24 protein-coding genes are annotated in these 25,322 nt (G+C 60.2%); 13 read left to right on the top strand and 11 right to left on the bottom strand.

Translation table 11 applies throughout. The features are described from left to right. Positions 1-49 precede the first annotated feature (49 nt). Positions 50-1,924 carry a threonine--tRNA ligase gene (thrS, locus tag JIN84_RS20970; protein WP_200353061.1) on the top strand — a complete coding sequence of 625 codons (1,875 nt, stop codon included), beginning with the start codon at positions 50-52 and terminating at the stop codon, positions 1,922-1,924. 75 nt (positions 1,925-1,999) lie between these two features. Here the strand turns inward: thrS and JIN84_RS20975 are convergent, their stop codons facing one another. From JIN84_RS20975 to JIN84_RS20985, 3 genes are all read right to left on the bottom strand, one after another. Continuing rightward, positions 2,000-2,704, bottom strand: a complete 705-nt coding sequence (locus JIN84_RS20975; protein WP_200353062.1) for a PEP-CTERM sorting domain-containing protein — start codon at positions 2,702-2,704, stop codon at positions 2,000-2,002. Positions 2,705-2,905: 201 nt separating this feature from the next. Beyond that, positions 2,906-5,203 carry a serine/threonine protein kinase gene (locus JIN84_RS20980; RefSeq protein ID WP_200353063.1) on the bottom strand — a complete coding sequence of 766 codons (2,298 nt, stop codon included), beginning with the start codon at positions 5,201-5,203 and terminating at the stop codon, positions 2,906-2,908. Between the two features lie 2 nt (positions 5,204-5,205). Next, the gene (locus JIN84_RS20985) at positions 5,206-5,724 is read right to left on the bottom strand and encodes an ECF-type sigma factor (RefSeq protein ID WP_200353064.1); all 519 of its coding nucleotides are present in this window, start codon (positions 5,722-5,724) and stop codon (positions 5,206-5,208) included. 183 nt (positions 5,725-5,907) lie between these two features. On the opposite strand from JIN84_RS20985, the gene JIN84_RS20990 reads away from it, so the two are divergent. The 4 genes from JIN84_RS20990 to JIN84_RS21005 all read left to right on the top strand — a co-directional run bounded on the left by JIN84_RS20990 (position 5,908) and on the right by JIN84_RS21005 (position 9,278). Then, on the top strand, positions 5,908-7,008 hold the full coding sequence (locus tag JIN84_RS20990; protein ID WP_200353065.1) for a serine hydrolase domain-containing protein: 1,101 nt from the start codon (positions 5,908-5,910) through the stop codon (positions 7,006-7,008). Between the two features lie 374 nt (positions 7,009-7,382). Next, entirely contained in the window at positions 7,383-8,033 is a 651-nt protein-coding gene (gene infC, locus JIN84_RS20995; protein WP_200353066.1) for a translation initiation factor IF-3, read from the top strand. A 48-nt stretch (positions 8,034-8,081) separates the two neighbouring features. Continuing rightward, positions 8,082-8,741 carry an HAD family hydrolase gene (locus JIN84_RS21000; RefSeq protein WP_200353067.1) on the top strand — a complete coding sequence of 220 codons (660 nt, stop codon included), beginning with the start codon at positions 8,082-8,084 and terminating at the stop codon, positions 8,739-8,741. A 72-nt stretch (positions 8,742-8,813) separates the two neighbouring features. Then, a complete protein-coding gene (locus JIN84_RS21005) occupies positions 8,814-9,278 on the top strand; it encodes a GNAT family N-acetyltransferase (protein ID WP_200353068.1) in 465 nt (154 codons plus the stop codon). A 242-nt stretch (positions 9,279-9,520) separates the two neighbouring features. On the opposite strand, the gene JIN84_RS21010 is transcribed toward JIN84_RS21005, so the two are convergent. Then, positions 9,521-10,309: an SDR family NAD(P)-dependent oxidoreductase gene (locus JIN84_RS21010; protein WP_200353069.1), complete on the bottom strand. Its 789-nt coding sequence runs from the start codon at positions 10,307-10,309 to the stop codon at positions 9,521-9,523. Between the two features lie 92 nt (positions 10,310-10,401). Here JIN84_RS21010 and JIN84_RS21015 point away from each other — a divergent pair, with 92 nt between their 5' ends. After that, complete coding sequence (locus JIN84_RS21015; protein WP_200353070.1) at positions 10,402-10,845, top strand: hypothetical protein; 444 nt, start codon at positions 10,402-10,404, stop codon at positions 10,843-10,845. A 21-nt stretch (positions 10,846-10,866) separates the two neighbouring features. Here the strand turns inward: JIN84_RS21015 and JIN84_RS23625 are convergent, their stop codons facing one another. Together JIN84_RS23625 and JIN84_RS21020 are read right to left on the bottom strand one after the other, a co-directional pair. Then, complete coding sequence (locus JIN84_RS23625) at positions 10,867-11,184, bottom strand: MafI2 family immunity protein (RefSeq protein WP_486347940.1); 318 nt, start codon at positions 11,182-11,184, stop codon at positions 10,867-10,869. A 26-nt stretch (positions 11,185-11,210) separates the two neighbouring features. Then, positions 11,211-11,786: a DUF1287 domain-containing protein gene (locus JIN84_RS21020; RefSeq protein WP_200353071.1), complete on the bottom strand. Its 576-nt coding sequence runs from the start codon at positions 11,784-11,786 to the stop codon at positions 11,211-11,213. 168 nt (positions 11,787-11,954) lie between these two features. Here JIN84_RS21020 and JIN84_RS21025 point away from each other — a divergent pair, with 168 nt between their 5' ends. From JIN84_RS21025 to JIN84_RS21055, 7 genes are all read left to right on the top strand, one after another. Continuing rightward, positions 11,955-13,085 (top strand): M20 family metallopeptidase, encoded by a 1,131-nt coding sequence (locus JIN84_RS21025; protein ID WP_200353072.1) that lies wholly within the window; start codon positions 11,955-11,957, stop codon positions 13,083-13,085. 48 nt (positions 13,086-13,133) lie between these two features. Next, positions 13,134-14,135: an AhpC/TSA family protein gene (locus JIN84_RS21030; protein ID WP_200353073.1), complete on the top strand. Its 1,002-nt coding sequence runs from the start codon at positions 13,134-13,136 to the stop codon at positions 14,133-14,135. Further along, entirely contained in the window at positions 14,132-14,851 is a 720-nt protein-coding gene (locus JIN84_RS21035; protein WP_200353074.1) for a hypothetical protein, read from the top strand. The genes JIN84_RS21030 and JIN84_RS21035 overlap by 4 nt, the downstream gene beginning before the upstream one ends. An 86-nt stretch (positions 14,852-14,937) precedes the next feature. Continuing rightward, complete coding sequence (locus tag JIN84_RS21040; protein ID WP_200353075.1) at positions 14,938-15,897, top strand: DnaJ C-terminal domain-containing protein; 960 nt, start codon at positions 14,938-14,940, stop codon at positions 15,895-15,897. Further along, positions 15,897-16,175: a chaperone modulator CbpM gene (locus JIN84_RS21045; protein WP_200353076.1), complete on the top strand. Its 279-nt coding sequence runs from the start codon at positions 15,897-15,899 to the stop codon at positions 16,173-16,175. The genes JIN84_RS21040 and JIN84_RS21045 overlap by 1 nt, the downstream gene beginning before the upstream one ends. 11 nt (positions 16,176-16,186) lie before the next feature. After that, positions 16,187-16,660, top strand: a complete 474-nt coding sequence (locus JIN84_RS21050; protein WP_200353077.1) for a hypothetical protein — start codon at positions 16,187-16,189, stop codon at positions 16,658-16,660. Between the two features lie 109 nt (positions 16,661-16,769). Next, the gene (locus JIN84_RS21055) at positions 16,770-17,489 is read left to right on the top strand and encodes an alpha/beta hydrolase (RefSeq protein WP_200353078.1); all 720 of its coding nucleotides are present in this window, start codon (positions 16,770-16,772) and stop codon (positions 17,487-17,489) included. Here JIN84_RS21055 and JIN84_RS21060 read toward each other — a convergent pair. The 5 genes from JIN84_RS21060 to JIN84_RS21080 form a co-directional block, all read right to left on the bottom strand. Continuing rightward, positions 17,486-18,340, bottom strand: coding sequence for a hypothetical protein (locus JIN84_RS21060; RefSeq protein WP_234043640.1), 855 nt, complete (start codon positions 18,338-18,340; stop codon positions 17,486-17,488). The two genes, JIN84_RS21055 and JIN84_RS21060, sit on opposite strands and share 4 nt — an antisense overlap. Positions 18,341-18,662: 322 nt before the next feature. After that, entirely contained in the window at positions 18,663-19,622 is a 960-nt protein-coding gene (cysK, locus tag JIN84_RS21065; protein ID WP_200353079.1) for a cysteine synthase A, read from the bottom strand. A 244-nt stretch (positions 19,623-19,866) separates the two neighbouring features. After that, positions 19,867-22,680, bottom strand: coding sequence for a tetratricopeptide repeat protein (locus JIN84_RS21070; RefSeq protein WP_200353080.1), 2,814 nt, complete (start codon positions 22,678-22,680; stop codon positions 19,867-19,869). A 119-nt stretch (positions 22,681-22,799) separates the two neighbouring features. After that, complete coding sequence (locus tag JIN84_RS21075; protein WP_200353081.1) at positions 22,800-23,546, bottom strand: phosphoadenylyl-sulfate reductase; 747 nt, start codon at positions 23,544-23,546, stop codon at positions 22,800-22,802. 24 nt (positions 23,547-23,570) lie between these two features. Then, positions 23,571-25,295, bottom strand: coding sequence for an NADPH-dependent assimilatory sulfite reductase hemoprotein subunit (locus tag JIN84_RS21080; RefSeq protein ID WP_200353082.1), 1,725 nt, complete (start codon positions 25,293-25,295; stop codon positions 23,571-23,573). Positions 25,296-25,322: the final 27 nt, after the last annotated feature.

A 25,322-nucleotide genomic window follows, 5' to 3' on the forward strand; every position in this document is an offset into this window, starting at 1 on the left:
CCACCTGCCTCTGACCCTCAACACTCAACTCCAAACTCTCAACTTTCTTATGTCCGAACGCAAGACACTCGACGAACGCGCCCAGATGACCGACCTCGAAAGGGTCCGCCACTCCTCAGCCCACGTGATGGCCACCGCCATCCTGCGGCTCTGGCCCGACGCGCAGTTCGCTTACGGCCCGCCGATTGAAAACGGCTTCTACTATGATTTTGAAATGAAGCACCGCGTCACACCGGATGACTTCGAGAAGATCGAGGCGGAGATGAAGAAGATCGCCAAGGAGAACCAGAAGTTCGAATACAAGGCGATCTCCCGCGAGGAGGCGAAGGCGATGGCGGAAAGCGGCCGTCTCGGCGGACTCGGCGAGCGTCCGGGCAATCCCTCGCGCTTCAAGCTGGACCTCATCGACAAGATCCCCGAGGGCGAGCAGATCTCCTGCTTCCAGAATGGCGACTTCATCGACCTCTGCGCGGGTCCCCACGTCGGCTATACCTCCAAGTGCAAGAACGTGAAACTGATGTCGGTTTCCGCGTCATTCTACCTGGGTGACGAGTCGAAGGGCAGTCTCCAGCGTCTCTACGGCACGGCGTTCGAAAACAAGGAGGATCTGGAATCCCATCTCACCCGTCTGGAAGAGGCGAAGAAACGCGACCACCGCCGCCTCGGCAAGGAGCTCGGTCTTTTCCACATCGACGAAATGGTCGGCCAAGGACTTATCCTCTGGAAGCCCAAGGGCGCGCTGGTCCGCCGCGCTCTGCAGGAGTTCATCACCGGAGAGCTGGACAAGCAGGGCTATTCCCAGGTGTTCACTCCCCATATCGGCAAGCTGGACCTCTATCGGACATCCGGGCATTTCCCCTACTATCAGGAGAGCCAGTATCCGGCCATCGCCGAGCGCGACGTGTTGGAAAAACTCGCCGATGAGGACGCGACCTGCGCCACGCTGATCAACGGACTGTCGGACGGCACCTACGAGGGCTACCTGCTCAAGCCGATGAACTGCCCGCACCACATCAAGATCTACGCGAGCGACCACCACTCCTACCGCGACCTGCCCGTGCGGCTCGCGGAGTTCGGCACGGTGTACCGCTGGGAGCAATCCGGCGAGCTCGGCGGCATGACCCGCGTGCGTGGTTTCACACAGGATGACGCCCACCTTTTCTGCACTCCCGACCAGGTCGCGGAAGAAGTCACCGGCTGTCTCGAACTGGTGAAGAAGGTTCTCAAGACCCTCGGCATGCACGAATACCGCGTGCGTCTTTCCCTGCGTGACCCGGAGTCGGACAAATACGTCGGCGATCCGGAAAACTGGGACAAGGCGGAAGCAGCGCTGCGCCACGCCGTGCAGACACTGGGCGTGGACTACACCGAAGAACTCGGTGAAGCCGCCTTCTACGGACCGAAGATCGACTTCGTCGTCAAGGACGTCATCGGCCGCGACTGGCAGCTCGGAACGGTCCAAGTGGACTACAACCTGCCCGTGCGCTTCGGTCTGACCTACGTGGGAGCGGACAACGCCCAGCACGTTCCCGTGATGATCCACCGCGCGCCGTTCGGTTCGCTGGAGCGTTTCACCGGCCTGCTCATCGAGCATTTCGAAGGAAAATTCCCGACATGGCTCGCTCCCGAGCAAGTCCGGGTCATCCCGATCTCAGAAAAAACGCTCGAAGCCTCGGAGGCAGCCACCGCGAAACTCGCCGATGCCGGCATCCGCGTCACCATCGACCGCACCTCGGAAAAAGTCGGAGCCAAGATCCGCACCGCCCGCCTTGAGCGCGTGCCCTACATGATCGTGCTCGGTCAGAAGGAAGTGGACGAAGGCACCGTCTCCATCCGCCGCCGCGATACGGAAGAGCTGGAAACCCTGCCGCTGGAAGACTTCGTCGCGAAGGTGAAATCCGAGATCGCGGAACGGAGCCTCTGATTCCCCTTCACCCATGAAAAAAGCCATCCCTCCGGACTGATCCGGAGGAATGGCTTGGGAGCGGACGCGGCGGTTTTACTTGCGGCGGCGCTTCAGCAGCACCAAGCCCGCGATGCCCAGCAAACCGGCTGACGACGGCTCGGGAACCAGCGATTGGTTGAAGCTCAGGTTGTCGATTCCGTGGCGGCCGTCGGAACCGTAGCTTGAGGCCGTTCGGTTGAAGTTGAGCGTGTAACTCTGGCCCAGTTGGCCGTGGAAATTCGGCGTGATGGTGAAGGTTTGGCCATTGGTGAACCCCACGGTCTGCGTCCAGACGGTGTTCAACGAGGAATCCGTGAGGCTCAGATTCCATGAGGTGGTTCCTGCGGTTTCGTTGGTGTGGGCGAAGTCGAACGAATTGAGCACCACCGCGAAGCCCGCGTTCGGGGTGAACTTGATGGTGTGGATCCCACCGTCCAGCTGGCCGATGCGGGCGATGTTCGACTCGTTGTCCCAAGCCCCGCCACCGATCGTCTGGGCTTCGAGCGGATCGAAACGGTTGGAGGTGTGGATGTCCCAGTTGTTGTCCCAAAGCAGGGCGATGTCCGGTGTGGTTCCGTTCGAAACCACGAAACCGTTGCCGTCCGCGCTCGCGTTCGACACGAAACCGGCGGCGATGTTCGTATTGTTTCCGCCCAGATTGCCGAAACCGATGATGGTCGCGTGACAGGCGGTGCTGGCTCCCAACAGGATTCCCAATGCGAGAATGGAGCGGGAGGTTTTTGTTTTATCAAATTTCATGGATCGATTTTTTGGGTTGTATGGATTTCCTCGTGGAAGGATGACAGGTGGATCCGACCGATCCTCGGGATCCGGGGGAAAGGACGATTCACCGTAATCCCCAATGCGTATTCCCATCCCGGACTCCGCCAAAAAATCGAAAAAATTCCGGAGTCCCTCTTCAGAACCGTTGCGGAGTTCCCCCTCCCCCCTCTGCAAAAATCACTCCGCCGCCACTGCTTCAGCCTCTTTCAACAGGACACGGGAAACCGACCAATCCAGCCAGATGTCCAACTTGAGCTCTTCCTCGGGTCCGGAAGGAGGGGGTGTCAGAGTCCGGGCGTGGGCCAACTGGCCCAGCGCCGCATCCCGATCTCCCAAACGATGCAGGGAGATCGCGCGGAGGCAGCGGGTCGAGCGTTCGCGATCCCCCCTGCCTCCGGAGAAGGAAAAACATCTATCGCTCCACTCCAGCACCTTCCGTGATTCCCCGCTACGGTGGTGGAACATCGTCAGGGCCAGCGCGTCCCACTGCGGAAAAGAATCCCGCCCTGAATACTCGCTCCGCCTGCCGGAAGCGCACATTTCCGCAGCCTGTCGCAAACGTTCCAGTTCAACGGCCTCCAACGGCCGGAGCAGGGTGATCTTCAGCAGATGCTCCGCCGCGAGCGCGCTGCGCACCGGCAGGTAACGGTCCAGCGCCTCCCGCCGGAATTTCTTGTAATCCTCCTCCTTTCCGAACTCGGCGAGCAGGGTGGCGAGACACATGGGATCGGTCCCCTCGATGATTCCCTCGATATTGTCGAACCGGTTCGCCTGGTCCAGCCACTGGAAACAACGGAGCGCCTGATGCCAGCGGCCGCGCATCGCGTTCCAATGTCCCAGCGTGCGGAACACGCGCGTGGCGTCGGGGGACGGCTCGATGGAATCCAGCGGATTCTCACGGAGCAGGGCATCCGCCTCCTCGGCCTTTCCTTCGTTGAGCAGGATCGCGACGCCGCCGAAGTCGTTGTCCGCGGACAAGCTCACCCCGGTCTGCCTGCGGTTGAGAAGCCCTGCCACCTGTGAAATGCTGGCCCTCGCCTCAGCTTGTTCCAACAGATGGAACTCCTTGTTGCGGGCTATCTCCGCTTCCCAAGCGAGGCGTTTTTGTTCGGAAAACGCCGCGCGCTCACGCACGTAAAGCCAGGTGGACGCTCCCATGCCACCGACCAGCGAGACGGCGACAGCCGCGCCGGACAAGCAGGCAACCCGGTTGCGGCGGACGAATTTCCCGATGTGATACAGCCGCCCCGCCCTGCGGGCGAGCACCGGTTCGTGCGCGAGATAGCGCCGCACGTCCATCGCGAGGCTGTTCACCGTCTGGTAGCGGCGGTTGCGGAGTTTTTCCATCGCCTTCATGACGATGGCGTCCAGATCGCCGCGCAGGGTGGATTGCAATCGTGACGGGTCCGTCCGGCGGTTTTCCGCCACCACCTCTCCAGCAGGCCGTTGTGAAGGCACGGGGGGATCATCTTCCAGCAAGGCCCGACGCATTTCCGACATCCCGGCCTTCTCCAACGCCGCCTCGTCAAAGGGAGGCCGCCCGCTCAGCAACTCGTAAAGCAGCACGCCGAGGCTGTAGATATCGCTGCGGGTGTCGATGTCGATGCCGCGCAGGTCCACCTGCTCGGGACTCATGTAGGCCGGTGTCCCGATGATCTGGTCGCGCTCGGTGATCTGGGTCCGCCCCTGGTGGTCGGCACCGGCGGCCTTGGCGATGCCGAAGTCGATCACCTTGGGAACGGCGACCCCGTCCGGGGATTCGACGAGGATGTTGGAAGGCTTGATGTCGCGATGGATGATCCCCTTCTGGTGGGCGTGCTGGATGGCGTGGCAGACTTGGATGAAAAGCTCCAGCCGCTGTGGCAGATCCAGCCGATGGGCATCGCAGTAGCGGGTGATCCTCTCCCCTTTTACCAACTCCATCACGAAGTAGGGCCGTCCGGTATCCGTGGCGCCGGCATCAAGCACGCGGGCGATGTTCCGATGATCCATCAGCGCGAGCGCCTGCCGTTCAACCTCGAAACGGGCGATCACCGCCTCGGTATCCATTCCCAGACGGATGATTTTCAATGCCACCTTGCGGGATACCGGTTCATCCTGGGCTGCTTCATACACCACTCCACAGCCACCTTCGCCGATGCGGCCGAGCAACCGGTAAGGGCCGATGTGTGAGCCGGGTCCCTCGATGGGTGGTGAAATCACTCCCGCCACCTGGATGGGCTCCATGTCCTCGACAGCATCCCGCGCGGCGGACACCCGGTGTTCCCGGGCTTCCATGAAAAAAGACGCGGACTCCGCCGAAGCCTTCAGCAATCCACGCATTCTTTCCAGTCCCTCCGGATCATTGCCGAACCATTGGCGGAGAAAAACCTCCCTGGCTTCCGGATCCTCCAGGCCCAGGGCGGTTTCCAGGATCGCCCCCTCGATCTCTTTCCGCGGGTCGCGCCGCGCCCTCCTCCCTTCTGAAGGATCCATCGTCACATGTCCTCCCGGATGAGCTGGTAAAGCCGGGCTTTCGCCAGTGTCCAACATCTCTCCACCGAGCGGACGCTGCTGCCCGTCATGCCGGCGATCTCCTTGCTGCCCAGACCGCTGAAAAACTTCAGCAGCACGATCTCCGCCGCCTCCGGATCTTCCTTTTCCAAACGCGCCAGACTTTCATGAATCCGCAGGATGTGATCATCCCGTTCCGGCAGGATGTCGGAAGCGGGATCGGGAAACCGTTCGTCGGCCTGACGCTTGGATGCCGATTTCCTCCGCGCGCGATCCACGAGAATGCACCTCATCGCACGCGCGGCGGCGGCGAAGAAATGTCCCTTGTTCTCCCACATGCCTCCGTTGCCATTCTGCAACCTGAGCCAGGCCTCATGGACCAGTGCCGTCGGTTGCAGCGTATGGCCGGCGGCCTCCCCCATCATTCGGGAGGCGGCCAGGCGCCGCAGCTCGTCATAGACCAGAGGCATCAGCCGGTCAGCCGGCAGATGATCCCCTGACATGGTCTCTTGGGCTGCCGACGACGATCCGTGCATCAGACCCTCTCCTATCTTCCATTCCTTACGGCGACAAGAGCAATTCCCGGTTCCCGGACTCCTTCCGTCCCAGAACCGACCTGATGATCAAATATTGAATTCCGCCGCAAGATCCCCGCCGGACAATCGTTAGTATCCACCCTGAAACCCATGAATTCCTCACTCTTCCCGGTTGTGGCCGCTGCCCTGCTCACCCCTTTCGCCCTCTCGGCTCCCCTTCCCCGCAGCACGCCCGAGGAACAGGGCGTTTCCCCGGCGGCGATTGTCAAATTTGTCGAAGCGGCCGACAAAAACGTCAACACCTTCCACAGCTTCATGATCGTGCGTCACGGCCACGTCATTGCGGAAGGGTGGTGGAAACCCGAGTCAGCGGACAAACCACACATCCTCAACTCCGTGAGCAAGAGCTTCAACTCCACGGCGGTCGGCCTGGCCATCCAGGATGGAAAGTTGAAGCTCGACGACCCGGTGCTGAAATTCTTCCCCGAAGACGCACCGGAGAACCCTTCGGAAAATCTCAAAGCCATGACAGTGCGGGACCTGCTGACCATGACCTGCGGACATGAGTCCGAGCCGAAACGGGACAATGGCGGCCCGTCCGTGAAGCAGTTCCTCGCCCACCCCGTTCCCTTCAAATCCGGCACGCATTTCCAATACAACACCATGGGAAGCTACACGCTTTCCGCCATCGTGAGAAAAGTCACCGGACAAACCCCGCTGGAATACCTCAAGCCGCGTTTGTTCGAACCCCTCGGCATCGACAACCCCAGATGGGACAGCAGTCCGGAAGGGAATTCGCTCGGCGGCTATGGACTGTATCTCCGCACGGAGGACATCGCCAAGCTCGGCCAACTCTATTTGCAGAAGGGCAAATGGAATGAAAAACAACTCATCTCCCAGGACTGGGTCGGGCTGGCGACCTCCAAACAGGTGCCGAATGAAAACGCGGGCCACGCGGGCATCGGCGCGGACTGGAAGGAAGGCTACGGCTTCCAATTCTGGCGATGCCGCCACAACGCCTATCGCGGCGACGGCGCGGGCGGCCAGTTCTGCATCGTCATGCCGGAACAGGACATGGTCGTCGCCATCACCGCCGACACAGGGAACATGCAGGGCGAGCTCGACGTCGTCTGGGAACACCTTCTGCCCGCCGTTCGAGAAGACGCGCTGCCTGCAGATGCGGCAGCCGGGGAAAACCTCAAGCAGGCGATCGACCGGCTCGTGGCCCATCCGGTGAAGAAAGGAAATTGATCCCGCTCATCCCCTTAAAAATGAGGCTTGCCGAAATCGATCTTTTCCCCTATTCAATTGCCTCAGACGTTCATCGGATGCTGGCTACCCCCATGGTCCGGCATGATGGACGCGATGATTCCGGCTCCCGCCGCTCAATGATTTTCCTGGAACGATATAGCATGACCCTCAAGACCGATCTTGTTGACGATCGGTTTGGCCCCGTTGTCTCCGATCTATGATCCGGCGTCCGGTCCATCGTTCCGCATCACTCTTCGCACCGGTATCGTGCGGCGGCATCGTCCGTCCGTGCAGCGGTGTGTCGCATCTACCCACTGGAGGACAAAGCCATCGCTAAGCCACAAAGAGACCAAAACAGGGGTCGTTTCCGCGATATGACGCGGATCAACGACCGCATCCGTGCCCCGAGAGTTCGCGTCGTGCTCGCCAATGGCGATCAGCTAGGCGTCATGAGTTCGCGCGAAGCACTCATCAAAGCCCAATCCCTCGGACTCGACCTTGTCGAAATCGCCGGCCAGGTGGACCCACCGGTCTGCAAGATCGTCGATTACGGAAAATACAAATACGAGCAGGCCAAGCTGAAAAAGCAGAAGTCGAAGAGCGCCACCCGCATGAAGGAAGTGAAATTCCGCGTCGGAACCGGCACGCACGACTACAACATCAAGCTCGGTCGTGCCGAAGGATTCCTCGACACGAACCACAAGTGCCGTTTCGTCCTGCAGTTCCGTGGTCGTGAAAACGCTCACAAGGATCTCGGATTCGTGGTGCTGAACAAAATCATCGAGGATCTCAAGACCATGGCCCAGGTGGACCAGCCCCCGCGTCTGAACGGTCGGGCGGTGGCGATGATCCTTTCCCCCCTTCCCGCGCACCAGCGCAAGCGCAAGTTCCACCTCTTCCACGGCGAGCTGATGGAAGAAGACGACTTCGAAGACGAAGAGGGTCACGAGGAGGAAGTCCCGGACGACGACGTCCCGGATGAAGTGCCTGACGAGGTTCCGGCGGAAGACGCGCCGAAGGCCTGATCCCAAACTCTCCGTGGCGGTGGATTCGGTTCCGCCGCCACTTTTTTCATGCTCTACCTCTTCGACATCGACGGCACCTTGGTGGACACCGGCGGCGCGGGACTGACCGCGCTCGTGGAAGCGACCCGTGAGATCTTCGGCCATGACGGTCCCGAACTCGACCTCGCAGGCAGCACGGATCTCGGAATCATCGCGAACATCCACGCGCATTTCGAAATCGAGGTCACACGTGAGCGCATCGACACCTATTTCCAAGTCTATCTGGACCGCCTTGACTGGAATCTGGCGAACGGAGGACACCCCGGACGTGTGATCGCCGGAGCGACCGAACTGCTGCAACATCTGGCAAAGAAGCCGGATGCCACGCTCGGTCTGCTCACCGGAAACATTTCCGGAGGTGCTGCGGCGAAGATGCGCCACTACGGTCTTTCCCACTATTTCTCATTCGGTGCCTATGGCTCCGACCATGCGGACCGGAACCAGCTCGGCCCCATCGCCCTGGAACGCGCGGCTCTGCACGCGGGGCGGAAGTTCACCGCCGACGAGACCTGGGTCATCGGGGACACTCCGAAGGACATCGCCTGCGCGCATGCCGTCGGGGCCCGCTGCCTCGCCGTGGCAACCGGACGCTTTTCCGTTGCGGAGCTCGAAGCTTGTGGAGCGGACCGGGTGGTCGCGTCGCTGGATCAGGCGCTTGACCTGATCTGACGGCACGGAATTTCCAACAAATTTCAAGCCGTCGGGCTTTCCATCCGCCATTCCACCTAACAGCATCCGCCGATGGACCTCATCATCGACGAACAAACCGACGCGGATTCCTTGTCCGCCGCCGTGCGGAAAGGCATTCGGGAAAATGATCCACCCGATGTCGGAGGTCGTGACTGGCAGCCGCTCAACCTGTCTCTGAGATCCGGAGACGGCACCCTCCTCGGGGGGATTTATGGAGCAACCATGTGGCGGTGGCTGATGATCGACGGCCTGTGGATCTCTCCCTCGCTGCGGGGACAGGGCTTTGGCCGCAAAATCCTCCTGACGGCGGAATCCACCGCCATCGCCAGAGGCTGTCTCGGGTCATGGCTCGGCACCTTCGACTTCCAGGCACGGGATTTTTACCAACACCTGGGTTACGAGGTTTTCGCCGAACTTCCTGGCTTTCCGCCCGGACACACGCACTTCCACCTCCGGAAACATTTCGATCCGGCTCGCGTCAACTCCCGCACTGCGGCGGGCCAGGCGTCTGAATGACGGCGGCTTTCTCACCTTTTCAGTCCCCTTCGGAAACCTTCCGGCATACTCCACCGCGTGAGCGGTGCAGCCCGCGTTCAAGTTCCGGGTTCGAGGTCTTCGTGCCGGGGCGTCAGAACTGGCTTTGTCCATAGTCCTGTTTACAGGAGCGCCGACCTCTCATAGGCGCACCGCTCACACTTCCATGCCGCTTGTTCCGGGGATTGCTTCCGGGGGAAACCAGCGTGTTACGTAGCCATCTTTTAAAACGCGCTTCTCACGAGCCCGCCTTCGGCCCGGATGCACGAGCCATTGATGACAGCGGCCCGCTGGCTGCAGATGAAGGTCACGATGTCGCCGATCTCCCGGGGATCGATCAGGCGGGAGATCAACGAGCTCGGACGGTTTTCCGACATGAACTTCTGCTCGGCTTCCTGAGGCGACACACCCGGGAAAACACTCTGCATGAATTTCTCCACGTTTTCCGTCCGTGTCGGCCCCGGCAATACCGAGTTCACGGTAACCTTCGTGCCCTTCGTCAGTTCCGCAAGAGCACGGGAAATGCCGAGCTGCATGGTCTTGGTCGCGCTGTAGTGCGCCATCTCCGGTGCCGGACTGACACCGGACTCGCTGGAGATGAACACCACCCTTCCCTCCCCGCGTTCCAGCATCCCCGCCAGATAATGCCGCGCCAGACGCACGCCGCTCATGATGTTCACCTCGATGAGCCGGTGCCACGCCTCATCCGTCTCCTCAAAAAATCCCACCGCCTCATAAATCCCCAGATTGTTCACGAGGATGTCCACGCTCGGCAACTCTTGGATGGTTTTCTCACAACCTTCCGCAGTGCCGTTGTCCGCCGCCAGCGGGACGAGGTCCGCATCCGGCACGCTCGCGCGGATCTCGGCGATGGCTTTTTCCACACTGGCCGTAGTCCGGCCGTTGACGATCACACTGGCGCCCTCCGCCGCAAGCGAGCGGGCGATTTCCTGGCCGATCCCTCCGGAAGCGGCGGTGACAAGGGCGGTTTTGTATTTAAGATCGAGATTCATGATTGGGTGCGGAATTTTGGATGGATTCTGGCGATGACAACCCCAAAAAATTTGAGGTCGCGAGCCACGTGCGGAGTTAACAAATCAACACCATGAGAACAAACTCTTTCCTATTCCTCGTTTCCACCCTTCTCGCCGGGCTTTCCTCCGCCGGCGAAGTCCTGCTTCACAACGGCCCGACCGTTTCCACACCCGTGTCATCCATGGAATCTCCGGAAAAAACCTCCAAAGAATTGGAATTCATCAAACAATTCTTCATCGACACCGGATTACTCGAAAAACTTCCCCCGGCCATCGACACCACAGCATCCGCACCACTCGGCGCGATCCGGGCGATCGAGCTGGCGGGCAAATCCGACGATCTGGACAAAAGCAGGGCCTTTGTTGTCAAGCGGCTGGAATTCCTGACCACCGCCACAGCGAAACGCGTGGATTTCTACCTCGTCGAAATGCAGGTCAACGGCTCCACCGAGCACCGCATCGTGCTGATGGATGGTACGGTTCTCAAACCACGGCTGAAGAACGTAGGAAAATAATCTTCATGATCACTTCACCTCTCACAATCCTGGGTCACCACAGCAAGTAGGTTCATACCTGAGATAGACCAAGTAATTGAGATGCTGTGGCATCTCGGGAAAAGGCATCGTCACGATTTCCTCCTCGATAGTGGCCGGTTCCGGAAAGTCTGCGGTGATTGCGGTGCCAGCCATCCGCATCAATTCGAAGTCATTCTCCGTCGCATCAACATCAAAAACGCATCTCCAAAAAATCAGGCCTCCGTCCTTTTGAATGGATGCCGCTCGTAAACACGGCGGAACATGCCCCAATAAGGCATTCTGGGCAGAGAGCCTCAAGTGAACAGATTCATCGCTCATCCTTGTTTGTCGCAAGTTAACACCCCTCACTTCACCCGATAATGTCCCGTCAGCGGGTAACCGAACAGACAGTCCTCCTCCTTTGCCCCCATGCCGATGTTGTGGATGACGAGCGGCACGCCCGCATCCGTCTTTTTATCGCTCACCAGCATGATGTGTGGCAGATTCGGAGGCACGGTGCAGGTGACGATGTCTCCGGGCAGGAATTTCGCGGGGTCCTTGTCCTTGCCAAGCGGGACATCATACCCCTTGCGCTTGAAATAGGTCCGCAGGTTCGGCACGCGGCGGTGGTCGATGTTCTTGTCCGTTTTCGACAAGCCCCAGTTTTTCGGATAGGCGGAGAAATTCGCACGCATGTCCTGATTGACGAGTTGTTGGAGATCCTTCGCCAGCGCGTCGCGCATCGCGCGGATGATCACGTCCGTGCAGACTCCCCGGTCGGCAGGGACATCTCCATTCGGGAAATCGAGCGTCCGGTACATGGGGTCATAGTATTGCGTCACACCGACCTGCTTGCGCGCGGAGGTGACGAGCTTCTCACCCGTCTGGGCAGGGAGTGAGGTGGCCGCCAGAAGAAACAGGAGCGAAAATTTCGCGAGCATTCCCACACCTAACCCCACCCGTAGGAAAACACCAGAAGATTGCGGAATTCCCGAAACACCGGAATTCTCTTATTCTCCGCCTTTTAGCGGTCGGAAAATCCGCCCGTCGATTCCCCGGATCAAAACCCGGTCTTGCCCCGGCGTGGAGGAAAGTGGAATCTCCACCATATGAGCCAAGACGTTGTTTCCCTTCTCCAGCAACTCGTCCGCATTCCTTCCGTAAATCCCGACAACGCGCCGGGTACCGAGCAGATCGGCGAGGAGACGCTCGCCATCTTCCTATCCGGCTGGCTGGAATCCATCGGCGCGGAGGTGGTGCTGGAGGAAATCAAGCCCGGCCGCCCGAACCTGATCGCCCGCTTCGCCCCGCTGGATGGCAGACCGCGTATCTTGTTGGGCCCCCATCTCGACACCGTGGGGGTGGGCGGCATGACCATCGAGCCGTTCAGCGGTGAAAACCGTGACGGCCGGATCTGGGGACGGGGTTCTTCCGACACAAAAGGTCCCATGGCGGCGATGCTCTGGGCGCTGCACGAGCACCGCGAGATCCTGGCGGATCTGCCGGTCGCGGTGGATTTCGTCGCCTTCATGGGTGAGGAGTCGGGCCAGTGGGGTTCCATCGATTTCGCGAAACGTCACGGTTCCCACTATTCCTTCGCGCTGGTCGGCGAGCCGACCTCCCTGCAGGTCGTCCACGTCACGAAGGGCTCGCTCTGGGCCACCCTTCGCGCGACTGGCAAAGCCGCCCACAGTTCGCAACCCGAGCGTGGGGAGAACGCCATCCTCAAGCTCACCCGCGCGCTGGATCTGCTGGACCACCATCTTGGCAAAAAACTCGCCACCTTCACCCACCCCGTGCTCGGCCACTCGACGATGAACGTCGGCATGATCCGCGGCGGGGCGCGGCCGAACATCGTGCCGGATCTGGCGGAAGCCGAAATCGACATCCGCATCACTCCGGCGCTCGCGGCGGCCGGAGGAGCTTTGAAACTGCTCCAGGAGACCATCGAGTTCCACGAACTGCCGGTTGAAATCGTGAAACCCCACGAAAATCCGCCGATGGATACCTCCGCCGATCATCCGATGATCCAGGCCCTGCTCGCCACGGACTCCGGGACGCGGCTCGCGGGCGCGCCTTGGTTTTCGGATGCCGCACATCTTTCCAACGGTGGCATCCCCAGCATCTGCATCGGTCCCGGTTCAATCGACCAGGCGCACACCATCGACGAATTCATCGACATCTCCGCCCTCGAGGAAGGTGCGGATTTCTTCTACGCCTTCATCGCCGGGCTGAAATGACGGGTAAGCTCCCGGTTGCACCGTCCGAAATGCCCGCTACGATCCGCCATGCCCTTTTCCTGTAAGAACGGCCGCTGCGAGACCCCGCGCTGGATGCGGAATGTCCTGCTCGCCGCCGGACTTTACCACATCCTGTTCGCCGTCTGGGCGATCTTCTGGCCGTGCCTGTGGTTCGACTGGATCGGCATCGAGCATCCGAACCACCCGCTGCTCTGGCAGGGCATCGGATTCATGCTTGGCGTCTTCGGCATCGCTCTGGTGCTGGCATCGAAAAGCCCGATGCGGAACTGGAGGATCGTGCTCACCGGCTTATTGAAATTCACGCTCGGCATCGTCGGTTTCGTCACACCGATTGTGGAAAACAAGATCCATCTGCGCTCGGTATGGATGCTTTTCGTGGACGACCTCATCTGGTGGGCCCCCTTCGCGGTCATCCTGTGGGCCTGCGTCCGCGCGCATACCGGTGTCCCTCCGACGCGGTCGGAACCTTACTCCGTCGAAGAGGCGGCGGAAAACTATCAACTGTCCGACGGCAGGACGCTCGCCCAGGCGTCTGAAAACAAACTGCTGGCCATGGTCTTCCTCCGTCACTTCGGCTGCACCTTCACCCGCCAGATCCTGCGCGGACTCGAGGAAATCGAACGGGAAGCCACCGAGCATGGCGCGGATCTGGTGCTCGTCCACATGCTTCAGAGCGGCAAGGAAACCGCGTATCTGCGGGAGGATGGAGGCATCTCGCGGATCGCCGATCCCCGCTGCGAACTCTATCGCGCGTTCGGCCTGGGCAAGGGAGGCTTCCTCGAACTCTTCGGCCCGCAGGTCTGGTGGCGCGGCGCCATCTCGATCTTCAAGGGCTGCGGCATGGGCCACCTCGCGGGCGACGGTTTGCAAATGCCCGGCGCGTTCCTTTTCCGTGATGGAAAGATCATCTCCTCACAGCGCGCGCGCTCGGCATCGGACCTTCCGGATCTGCCACAACTTTTCAAAGCCCTCCCGGCCCGCAACACCGGCGCGTCTTCCGGATTCCCCCTCCCGCCGGAGCTGACATGAGTTCCGCACGCCATCTCGTCCGCCTGTTGGTTCTCGTTGCCGTGTGCCTGCTCACCTCATGCATCGACGGCCACGAGGAGATCTGGCTGAACGCGGATGGCAGCGGCAGGGCGGATGTCACCTACACCCTGCCCGCCGTCGCCGCCAGATTCCAAGGCGGAGCGGAAGGAGTGGAAAAACTGCTGGCGAAATTCCTCCGGGATGCTCCGGGTCTCACGTCTTCCAGCCACGAGGTGGTCACAGATGGGGATCGCTTGAAAATCCGGGTGAAAGCCTCGTTCGACTCCGCCCTGGAGCTGAGAGAAATTTCAAGGAGCGATCCGATGAAGAAACTCCCCTCCTCCGCAAATGGACTTGCGGGGAAGGTGCGCGTCTCCCGTCACGGATGGGCGCTGGATTTCTCGCGCACCATCTCCGCCGGCAACGCTCTGCCCGGATCATCCCTGCTGCCCGCATCACAGTTCAAGGACCGGCGGTTGACCTATATCCTGCATCTGCCGCAAGCCCCTATCCTTACCAATGCCATGCGGACGGAAAACGGAGGGCGGACGCTGATATGGGACCAGCCGTTGGCAGCGGCGGTCAAGACGCCCTTCACCATCCAATTCAAATCCAGGATCCCCGTTCCCACGTGGATCTACCTCTCCGCGGGAGCCGCCGCGCTGGTCATCGGTTCGGCCGGGATGTTCGCCTTGCGCGGATTCCGGAAGACCTGAACCTTTCCATTGCCACAGGAAGACACGCTCCTCCGCATCTCTGGACAACCGCCGTGATCCTGCTTTAGTGCGTTAACAGCAAAGCCATGTCCGCCGCATTCAAAGATTACTATGAAACCCTCGGCGTTCCGCGCGACGCCAGCACCGCCGACATCAAGAAGGCCTTCCGCAAGCTCGCGCGGACCCACCACCCGGACGTGGCCGCGGACAAGAAGGCCGCCGAAGAGAAATTCAAGGAAATCAACGAAGCGAACGAGGTCCTGAGCGATCCCGAGAAGCGCAAAAAATACGACGAACTCGGCTCGAACTGGGACAACCCGCAGGCCGGTGCCCGGCAGTCCCATCAAGACGCGCCGGGTGGTCCCGGCCAGGAGTTCAACTTCGGCGGCACCGGTTTCAGCGATTTCTTCGAGCAATATTTCAGCGGTGCGAGCCGTTACGGATTTCCTGAAACAGGAGCACCCCACACCGGACAAAGACAGCGCCGGGGCAGCGACATCGAGGGCGACATCCTCGTCACGCTGGAAGAAGTCATGCACGGAGCGGTCCGCCCGATATCCCTGCAGACGACCGATCCCCGCACCGGCCGTACCGAGACACAATCGTTCCAGGTCCGCATCCCCACCGGGGTCATCGATGGCAAACGCATCCGCGTCCCGGGCCAGGGCGAACCCGGCAGCGGCGGTGCGGAAGCCGGAGACCTCTACCTGCGCGTCCGCCACGCCGCCCATCCGGATTTCCACACCGAGGGGCACGACCTCTACTACGACCTCGATCTCGCTCCGTGGGAAGCCGTGCTGGGCACCGAACTCACCGTCCCCACGCTTGATGGGTCCATCAAGCTCCGCATCCCCGCAGGCAGCGAGAACGGCCAGCAGCTCCGCGTCCGGGGCCGTGGGCTGCCAAAAGGAAAAACCGGCGAACGTGGCGACTATCATGCCACCATCACCGTCCATCTGCCCACCCGATCCACCGCGGAGGAACGAGAACTATGGGAAAAGCTCCGCGCCGCCTCGTCCTTCAACCCACGCAACCCCTCCGCCTGATGAACTCCGAACTTCCACTCTACGAGCCGGACACCGAAGCCACCTATCAACTGGACATCGTAGCCCGTCTTACCGGCATTTCCTCGCAAACCATCCTGCGTTATCAGGAACAGGGATTGATCCGCGGCACGGACCTCGACGACGAAGCGGTCCACACACTCCGCCGCATCGAACATCTCCGGCAGACGTGCGAGGCGAACATTTCCGGCCTCAAGCTCATCCTCGACCTGATGAACCAGGTGGAACGCCTCAAGTCCGAACTCCGTTCGCAACATTGAACTATTCCTGCATGAAATTCACCATCCTTGCGCTTTTCGGACTTCTCACGATCCCGGCTGCCTTCGCCCAGACCGAGATCCCTGCCAATCCCACCGTGACCCCGAAAAAATTCACCACCCGCGCCGTAGGTGGCGGAGTGAATCCCGGCGTGTCCATCGACACCACGAAACCTGAGAATCCGAATGTCCGCTACGTCACCCACGTCGTGCTCTATCAGAACCGCTTCTGGACCAGCGCGGAGGGCAAGCCTCTCGAAGCAAAGCTCATCGCATTCGAAGATATCGTCGCGGAGGTCCCCAAGGGAGCGACCGAGCCGGTGATGCCCGCTCCGCCGGAAAACCCCACCGTCGTCCGCGACGGAAAGATCAGGCTGTTGATAGACAAAAAGCCCGTCGAACTCGCGCTGGACCGGCTGAGTCGGCAGGACCAGGAGTTTGTCGGCCAGATCAAGGCATCGCTGGCGAAGAAGGCGGAACAGAAATAGATCAGCCAAGCCAGTCGTTCCGACAAACCTCATCCATGACCGGCCGGCGGAAACTACGTGACCTCCCCCCCGACTTGCGAACTCCGGTTTTCCTCCCATACTTCCAGCCATGCAAACCATCACCGAGTGGCGTCACCGGGCCGAGATGCTGACTCCGCCATTCCCTTGGGACCGCCCTCAATGGCATGACACGGGCGGCCCCACGGTGGTGCTGCTTCACGGCCTGTGGCGTGGCTGGCGGGCGATGCAGCCGCTGGCCCGGGCATTGGAAAACGATGGCTTTTCCACCCTGAACATTCCCTACCCTTCCGCCCGGCTGCCCATCCATCACCTCGTCACCCACGTCCGGCATCAGATCGAGGACAAGGTCGGCGACGGCCCCGTGCATTTCATCACCCATTCGCTCGGAGGCATCCTCCTCCGGTCACTGTTGGCCGGGGAAGTCCGGTGGAAGACAGGAAGGGCCATCATGCTTGCTCCACCGAACGCGGGCAGTGAGATCGTCGATTGGTCAAAAAAACATCCACTCCTCCACATCGCCCTCGGACCGGCGGGCCGTGAACTCGCCAGCGACGGCGTGCCACAGAATCTACCCGCGCTTCCTTCAGAGGTGCGGGCGGCGGTCATCATGGGAAACCGCTGCTCCATCCCCATTTTCAAAAAACTGCTCGGTGACGAGAACGACGGAATCGTCTCTGCGGCAAAGGGGCGTATCGACGGCCTCTGCGGATTTTCCGTCATCAATGCCGACCACACCTTCATCCAAACGCACCCGGAAGCCATCCGCCTCAGCCTGGAATTTCTGAAAACCGGAGTCTGGCCGGGTTAATTCCGCACGGACTCAGTGGGTTTCTTCAGGAACTGCTCGTCGCGGAGCTTCCTCACATACTCCAGATACCGCTGCTGGGCCGCGAGATCGGTGGCACTCGCCGTCACCGCAACTTCTTGGCCGTACTTTTTCCACGGTCCATAAGGGACCTGCCCGTCCTCGACGAAACGCCAGTGAACCTTCTGCCCGGACCGCATTCCGAGGTAGTCCCGCACCGATGGCGAGATGTCGATACCCGCCGCGCCATTCTGGGTCGCCTTGGGAGGCTTGTTGCCAAATACGAATTCCCAGTCATCAGTCACCCATGGGCCGCAGTCCTCCCATTGCGCGTAGCAACTGCGGCTGCCATTGTAGATCTGCACCCAGCGCCCCTTGCACACGGTTTTCCCCGGCTCGGGACGCATTCTCCCGAACCACGGGATCACACGCGATGCTTCCGGCTTGTGCGCGGCCCAACCGAGAACGTCATTGTAAGGCAGTGCGATGTAGAACGGATTGAGCTTCGGAATGAAATTTTTCGGCCGGAAGTCGCCGGTCGTATGGTTGGCGATCCGTTGTGTCGGATCCGGATTGTCATAACCTCCGAAATTGGCCGACCAATTCTGATCCCACGAGGACTTGCAGTTCGGCGTCGGGTTCCGGTCCGTCGGCTGCTCGCCGATCCAGAAAATCGTGCAGGTCACGTGGAGTTTCCAAGGATAAAGAATCCGCGAAGAGGCGCCGGGCTGCTGCTGCGGTCTGGCCGCGGTGGTGGCGGGACGACGTGCGGGCGCGGTGGGAACCGAGACTTTCGGAGCTGTCATCCGGATCGGCCCCTGGCCCGAGGACGGAGGCATCTGCACGTCTGACATCGCCACACCGGAAAAAACGACCGGCAGCACCAAACTCAAAACGGGGGTTTTTGGGAGAAATCGAAGCATGTCTCAACGACCATCAGGAGATTCAGGGGAAGCAAAGGGTGCGCAGCTTGAACAATTTCGCCAATGACGCAAGCCAAAGGTCCGGGTGGGAAATCGGGTGTCGTCATCCCGGCGACTGCCTCCGCCGGATATCCTGTCCGGAGAAGCCAGCACGGGGAACAGGAAGTCCCTGGCAAGCAATGTTCGGAATGAACGCTCCAAGAAAAACGGCGGCACCCGTTTGGATGCCGCCGTTTTCGAAATGGAAAATCAATCAGATTTCGTTCACCGGCAGGTTCGTGACCTCCTCGCGCACCTTTTCCGCGAGGGCGGTGGAGAGGTAGCGCTCGGTGGACGAGCAGCCGACGGTGACGATGCGCTTGCCTTTGAACTCAGGACGCTTCGCGACCTGGAGGGCGGCCCAGACGTTCGCTCCGGTGGAGATACCGGCTGGCAGGCCTTCGACCTGGGCGAGGGCCTGGGCGGTGGCGATGGCGTCCTCGTTCGAAACCTGGATGATCTCGTCGATGATGGAGGTGTTGAGATTGCCGGGGATGAAGCCGGCACCGATGCCTTGGATCATGTGCGGGCCGGGTGCGCCGCCGGAAATGACGGGGCTGGCCACCGGCTCGACAGCGATGACTTTAGCGCTGCCGCGGGATTTGAGGACCTCACCCACACCGGTGATGGTGCCGCCCGTGCCAACACCGGCGACGAATGCGTCGATCTGGCCGTCCGTATCGCGCCAGATTTCCTCGGCGGTCGTCTCGCGGTGGACTTGCGGGTTGGCAGGATTGTCGAACTGGCCGGGACCGAAGGAACCGGGGTTCTCGGAGATGAGCTTCTTCGCCATCGCGATGGCGCCGTTCATGCCACGGGCGCGTGGGGTGAGGACGATTTCCGCACCGAGCAGACGGAGCAGGACGCGGCGCTCGATGGACATGCTCTCAGGCATCGTGAGGATCACACGGTAGCCTTTCGCACGGGCGACGAAGGCGAGCGCGATGCCGGTGTTGCCGGACGTCGGCTCGATGATGAGGCCGCCGGGCTTGAGCGAGCCGTCTTTTTCAGCGGCTTCGATCATGGCCTTGCCGATACGGTCTTTCACGCTGAAGAGCGGGTTGAAGAACTCGGCTTTCACACAGACTTCTGCTTCGAGGCCTGCAGTGAGGTGGTTGAGACGGATCAGCGGGGTGTTGCCTACGGTGGCAACCATGTTTTCAGCGATGTTCATGATGAATAGGGGATAATCCCCAAGCAGTTTGCCCCCAGAAGTGCAGGCAAGTCAAGTCAGGTGTCTCTATCGGAGCCCTCGTCGATGCAGCCTACTAGGACTGGAACGCGTCACGTAGTGGGAAACCATGACATTGTGACACATTAATTTGACGGAATGCTCACCTGTCACCCTAGCTATATAAAGAGGCCCACAACGTCAAAATATTTTCAGATAAATCTCTTTGAGAGTTTACAGCGGCGCATTATTTCCAATTGGCTAGCACTTTGCACATTTGGGCAGTCTCTGGAGCCTCTATGGCTTCGTAAATCTCCAGCGCCTTCTTCGCCCTCCGCACCGCCTCCTTACGCTCTCCCATCTTGTAAAATTCATTCGCTGAGTTCCACAGCGCTCCTCCTTCGCCAATCCGATCTCCGATCTCTCGGCTGATGACTAGATGTTCATCGTAATATTCGATCGCTATACTTGACGCGCCTAGTCTGGCATGTGCGAGGCCGAGTTTACCCAACGCGCATCCCTCCCCATGCCGATCCCCAATCTCTCTGGCAATTATCAAGTAATCTTCACAATACCCGATGGACTTTTGTATCTCGCCCAACTTAATATAAGCGAGGCCGAGATTACCCAGTGCTGCCCCCTGACCGTTCTTGTCTCCAATCTCTCGGGCGATCACTAAGTGCTCTTCATGATACTCTATAGCCGTCCGCTCATCATCCAAGGTAGAGTGAGCAGCACCGAGACAACCGAGCGCACCTCCCTCCTCGCGCCGATCCCCAACCTCGCGTGCGATTGTCAAACGTCCCTCGTAATACTCAAGAGCCTTCCATATATCCCCTAAGTTCCTGTACGCGTTGCCGAGGTTGCCCAGCGATCTCCCCTCCGCACGCCTGTCCCCGATCTCGCGGAACAACAGCAAAGATTGTTCGTGGTAGACTATGGCCTTGCGCGCATCGCCCAAGTTTTTATATGCGGTGCCGAGGTTACCAAGCGCGTTAGCCTCCGCACACCGATTCTCAGTCTCACGGGCGATCTCAAAATGTGCCTCGTAATACTCAATTGCCTTCCTCGCATCACCCAAGTCGGCGTATGCGTTGCCAAGATTGCCCACCGCAGCTCCTTCCTCCCCCCTGTGACCGATACGACGGGCGGCGCGAAGCTGACTTTCCAACCAAACGATGCGCTGGCGAGCATGAAATCGGACATTACTGCAATAACTGATGGAGTGAACGAGATCCATCATCAACTCGGCAGTTGCTTCGTCCCGCCGCATATCTAACGCGATCCAAGCGGCCTCGATCTGCGCTCGCTCGCGGTCAAAAAGAGCTAAACCAGTGAGCATATTTCCTTTTTCAAGATACCATCGCTCAGCATCTTTTCCGACCTCGGTATAGTGGCGAGCGTGGGCGATAGTTAGATTGTCGAGTTCCTCTCCATTGAGGCAACTGCGAGCGTAGGCAGCAGCAAGATCATGGAGTTTGTAGCGGTCCGTCCCCACGGGTTCCAACAGGCTGCGGCGAAGGAAAGAGGCTAGCATTTCCTCGCTCGCGCCAACTATTTTCTGCGCCGCCAGCACGTCGAAGTCTACGCTGAAAATAGAAAGATTCTTCCAAGCAGCTTGCTGGTATCCGGTCAAGAAATCTACACTGAGACTGAGGGTTTCAGAGATGGTGATTTCCCCAGCATCCGTAGCACCGGCATCAAGGTAAGCCAGTCGACCTCTGCCGAGTTTTTTTAGATACGCGGCCACATCGGCCACGCCACCACGGTCGCCAGCGTCCAGCTTCAGATGGGCGGCGGCGAGGCGCAACGCCAGTGGTAATCCGGCACAGAGACGCACCAGCTCCGCCACCTCCACCTCGCCCAGTTCCGGATAGGCGTTGCGCAGGAGATCCGAGGCCTCCGCGTCCTTCAGTTTTCCGACAGCGTAGGGAGAACATCCATCGACCATGAAATTCGCGCGGGAGGTGACGATGAGAGCGCAGCCGTCCGGTGGCAGCAAGGCCCGGGCCTGCGCAGCGTCCCGCGCGTTGTCGAGCAGGATGAGAGCTTTTTTTCCATGCAGCACATTGAGATAGAGACCGCGCAAGGATGCCTCATCCTCGGGCAGATTTCCCGTTTCCGGGTGGAAGGAGAGAATGATCTGCGCCAACAGCGCGGCACCGGTGGGAGCGGCGTCCCGTTTCAGCCCTTGGCCGTCCACCAGCAGCCCGGCATCAGGAAACCGCGCCGCCCATTCCCGCGCGAGCACCAACGCCAGCGCCGTCTTGCCGATGCCACCCATTCCCTTGAGTCCGCTAATGACCGCGCCGCCCTGCCCGGCGTGATTCCTCAGTTCCTCCAATTCGTCCACCCGTCCGATGAATCCCTGTGGTGGTGGCGGAATGGTATGAAGTTTATCGAATGCCGCAGGAGGAGTGATTTTTCTAAGGGAATCCACCTTCGCTGTGAGCTGCGCATGGGAAAGCAACTGGATGCCCGCAAAGGCCTCCCCTCCGGCTGCATTGTCATGCTTCGCGAGATTCCATAGCGCCTCGCCGAAATTTTCACTCAAGGCCGCCGCGAGATCGGCACGCTCGGTTTCCGTGAGATCTTCCAAGCCGGGGGTGATGGCGATGAAGGCGGGCCACGCTTCATCGCTGGAAAGAACGTTTTGCCGCCCATGGGCATATTTACCGAGGACGGCGGGGATGTTTACCTCCTGCAACTCCGAAAGCGGGCCCCCGGGCAGATCTCCGTCCTTTTTGAAATGATCTCCCAGAAGATGACCGGCCCTGCGAAAAAGATCTGTGACATTGCCATGCCTTTCCCGCAGCGGCTCGGTCACTCTTTCAACGGAGGAAATCATGGCCTGGCAGACGAGATTCCGGATGTTGTTGTTACTGAAAACGTCATCAACATTCGGTGGCGGCTGCTTTACTTTGGAAGCCCAGTAAGACTGGAACTGATTCCCTGCGACTCCCGCAAAAAAGGTCAAAATCGCACAAAGCCATAGATAGCGATTTCCAAAATACGCTGCGGCGCCGGAAAAGCCGACGCCAATAACAAGCGCGATAATCATCAATCTGCCGGGAGTGCACCAATGCATACTCATCTACCTCTGCCACCTAACAGAAGGCAGGAGCGTTGACAAGGTCCATGGTATCAAATCGCGAAGCATCCGCTCCGCACCACCGATTGTCAGATTTGGAAATCCGCCGAGGTGGAGTCGAGGTGGAGTCCGCACTCGTATTTCTCGCCGTTGAAGCGGGTGGCCTCCACGTCGCCGTCGACGACGGGGCGGGTGCTGTGCCAGTCTCCCATCGTGACGTAGCCTTTTTCCGCGAGCGGGTGGCGGGGCAGGTTGTTCTGGTGGAAATAAAGATCCACCTGCGCATCGGCCCAATCGAGGATCGGATAGGCTTTCACGGTTTTTTTCTGCTGCTCGACGAACGGGCGGTCCACCCGTGAGCTGGACTGGGAACGGCGTAGGCCGCTGAGCCAGACATCCGCCCCGGTTTCGCGGAGGGCGCGGTTCATCGGTTCGACCTTGGTGAGAAGGCCGTAGCGGTCCGCACCGTCCTTGCCCTGCTCCCACAGATTCCCCCACAGCGCCTGCATGCGCGCGGCGGAAACCGTGGGCTGATAGACGCGTAGATCGAGATTCAGCCTGGAAGTGAGTTCTTCCATATACTGGTAGGTTTCGGGAAACAGGAATCCGGTGTCGATGAACACGACCGGAATCTTCGGCGCGTGCTCGTGAATGAGGTGGAGCATGACCGCCGCCTGCAGGCCGAAACTGGTGGACGCGACAAGGCGCTCACCGAGCTGGTCATAAAGCAAACGGAGGCGGTCCCCGGCGCGCAGGGGGGCTAGTGCCGCGGAAAGCTCGGCAGGATCGATGTCCTGCGAGATGGTCGCGGGTATTTCAAATTTGATGGCTGCCATGATGGAGCGCGGTTGTTGAACGGATCAGTTGTTTGAGGTGAATGCCTCGGGCTTGATGTTCTTGAGGAAATCCGGCCCTTGGACGGTTGCGACGACATAGCCGGCGCGGATGCAGAAATCACCAAAGCGCTCGCCGTCATTCCGCTCTTTCGCGTAGTGGCTGAAGATGGGGGCGAGCAGTGGCTTGATCTGGGAAGATGCGATGTTCTCGCGATAGAGTTTGGACAAACGCTGCCCGGCGTGACCTCCACCGAGGTAAAGGTTGTAGTGGTCCGGGCCACGACCGACGAATCCGATCTCGGAGATGAAGGGCCGGGCGCAGCCGTTGGGACATCCCGTCATGCGGATGGTGATGGCGTCATGACGCAGGCCGTTTTCTTCCAACGACTCCTCCAGATCGGTCAGAACGGTGGGCAGGAAACGCTCGGCCTCGGCGAGTGCGAGCGCACAGGTCGGAAGAGCCACACAAGCCAGAGAACTGAGACGCAGCGCGCTTTGCAGGTGGCTGTCCTTGATGCCGTACTGCTCCAGCAGTTTTTCGATCTCGGGACGCTTCTCAGGAGAAACGTTCGCGATGATGAGGTTCTGATTGGCGGTCAGGCGGAAGTCTCCGTCGTGGATCTTGGCGATCTCGCGCAATCCGGTGCGCATCGGGTAGGTGGGGGTGTCGAGCACGCGGCCACCGGCGATGAAAAGGGTGAGGTGGGAATTGCCATTCGCATCCTCCACCCAGCCATAGCGGTCGCCGTTGTCCTCGAACTTGAAGTCCCGCACGGGGCCGAGCTCGTAACCGAGGTATTCGTTCAGCTTGGCGAGGATCCAGTCCGGGCCGTGGTCGTCCACGGTGTATTTGAAGCGCGAGTGCTTGCGGTCCGTGCGGTCGCCGAAATCGCGCTGCACGAGCACCACCTTTTCAGCGACGTCCACCACCTGCTCCGGCGTGCAGAAGCCGATGACATCCGCGATGCGCGGGTAGGTCGCCTCGTTGCCATGGGTCGAGCCCATGCCGCCTCCGACGGCGACATTGTATCCGACAAGCTTCCCGTCCTCTACGATGGCGATGAAGGAAAGGCAGTTCGCGTAGATGTCCACGTCGTTCGACGGCGGAACGGCGATGGTGATCTTGAACTTCCGCGGGAGATAGGTCTTGCCATAGATCGGCTCCACTTCTTCCTCGCTGGATTCGATTTTCTCACCGTCCAGCCAGATCTCGTGATAGGCGCGGGTCTGCGGGGTGAGGTGTGCGGAAATGTCCTGAGCGGCCTTGAGCGCCTGCGCGTGGATTTCCGAGAGATAGGGGTTCGGATTGCACATCACGTTCCGGTTCACGTCACCGCAGGCGGCGATGGTGTCCATGGCGGCCTGGTTGATCTCGGCGATGGTGCGCTTGAGATTCGTCTTGATGATGCCGTGGAACTGGAAGGCCTGGCGCGTCGTGAGCTTGATGGTGCCGTTCGCGAACTGGGTCGCGAGACGGTCCGTCTCAAGCCACTGGTGCGGCGTGGCGACGCCGCCCGGCACGCGGATGCGGATCATGAAGGAGAACGCCTTCTCCAGCTTGTGCTTGCGGCGGCCCGCACGGATGTCGCGGTCATCCTGCTGATAGGTGCCGTGGAATTTCAGCAGTTGCTGGTCGTCCTCGACCATCGAGCCGGTGGAAAGATCGGCAAGGCCTTCCGCGATAGTGCCGCGGAGGTAGTTGCTGTCGATCTTGATGTATTCGTTGGCGGAAAGTTTCTTTTCACTCATGGTGGTGGGTAGATTAGAAATTGGGGG

The sequence above is a fragment of the Luteolibacter yonseiensis genome, from assembly GCF_016595465.1.
Lineage (GTDB): Bacteria > Verrucomicrobiota > Verrucomicrobiia > Verrucomicrobiales > Akkermansiaceae > Luteolibacter > Luteolibacter yonseiensis.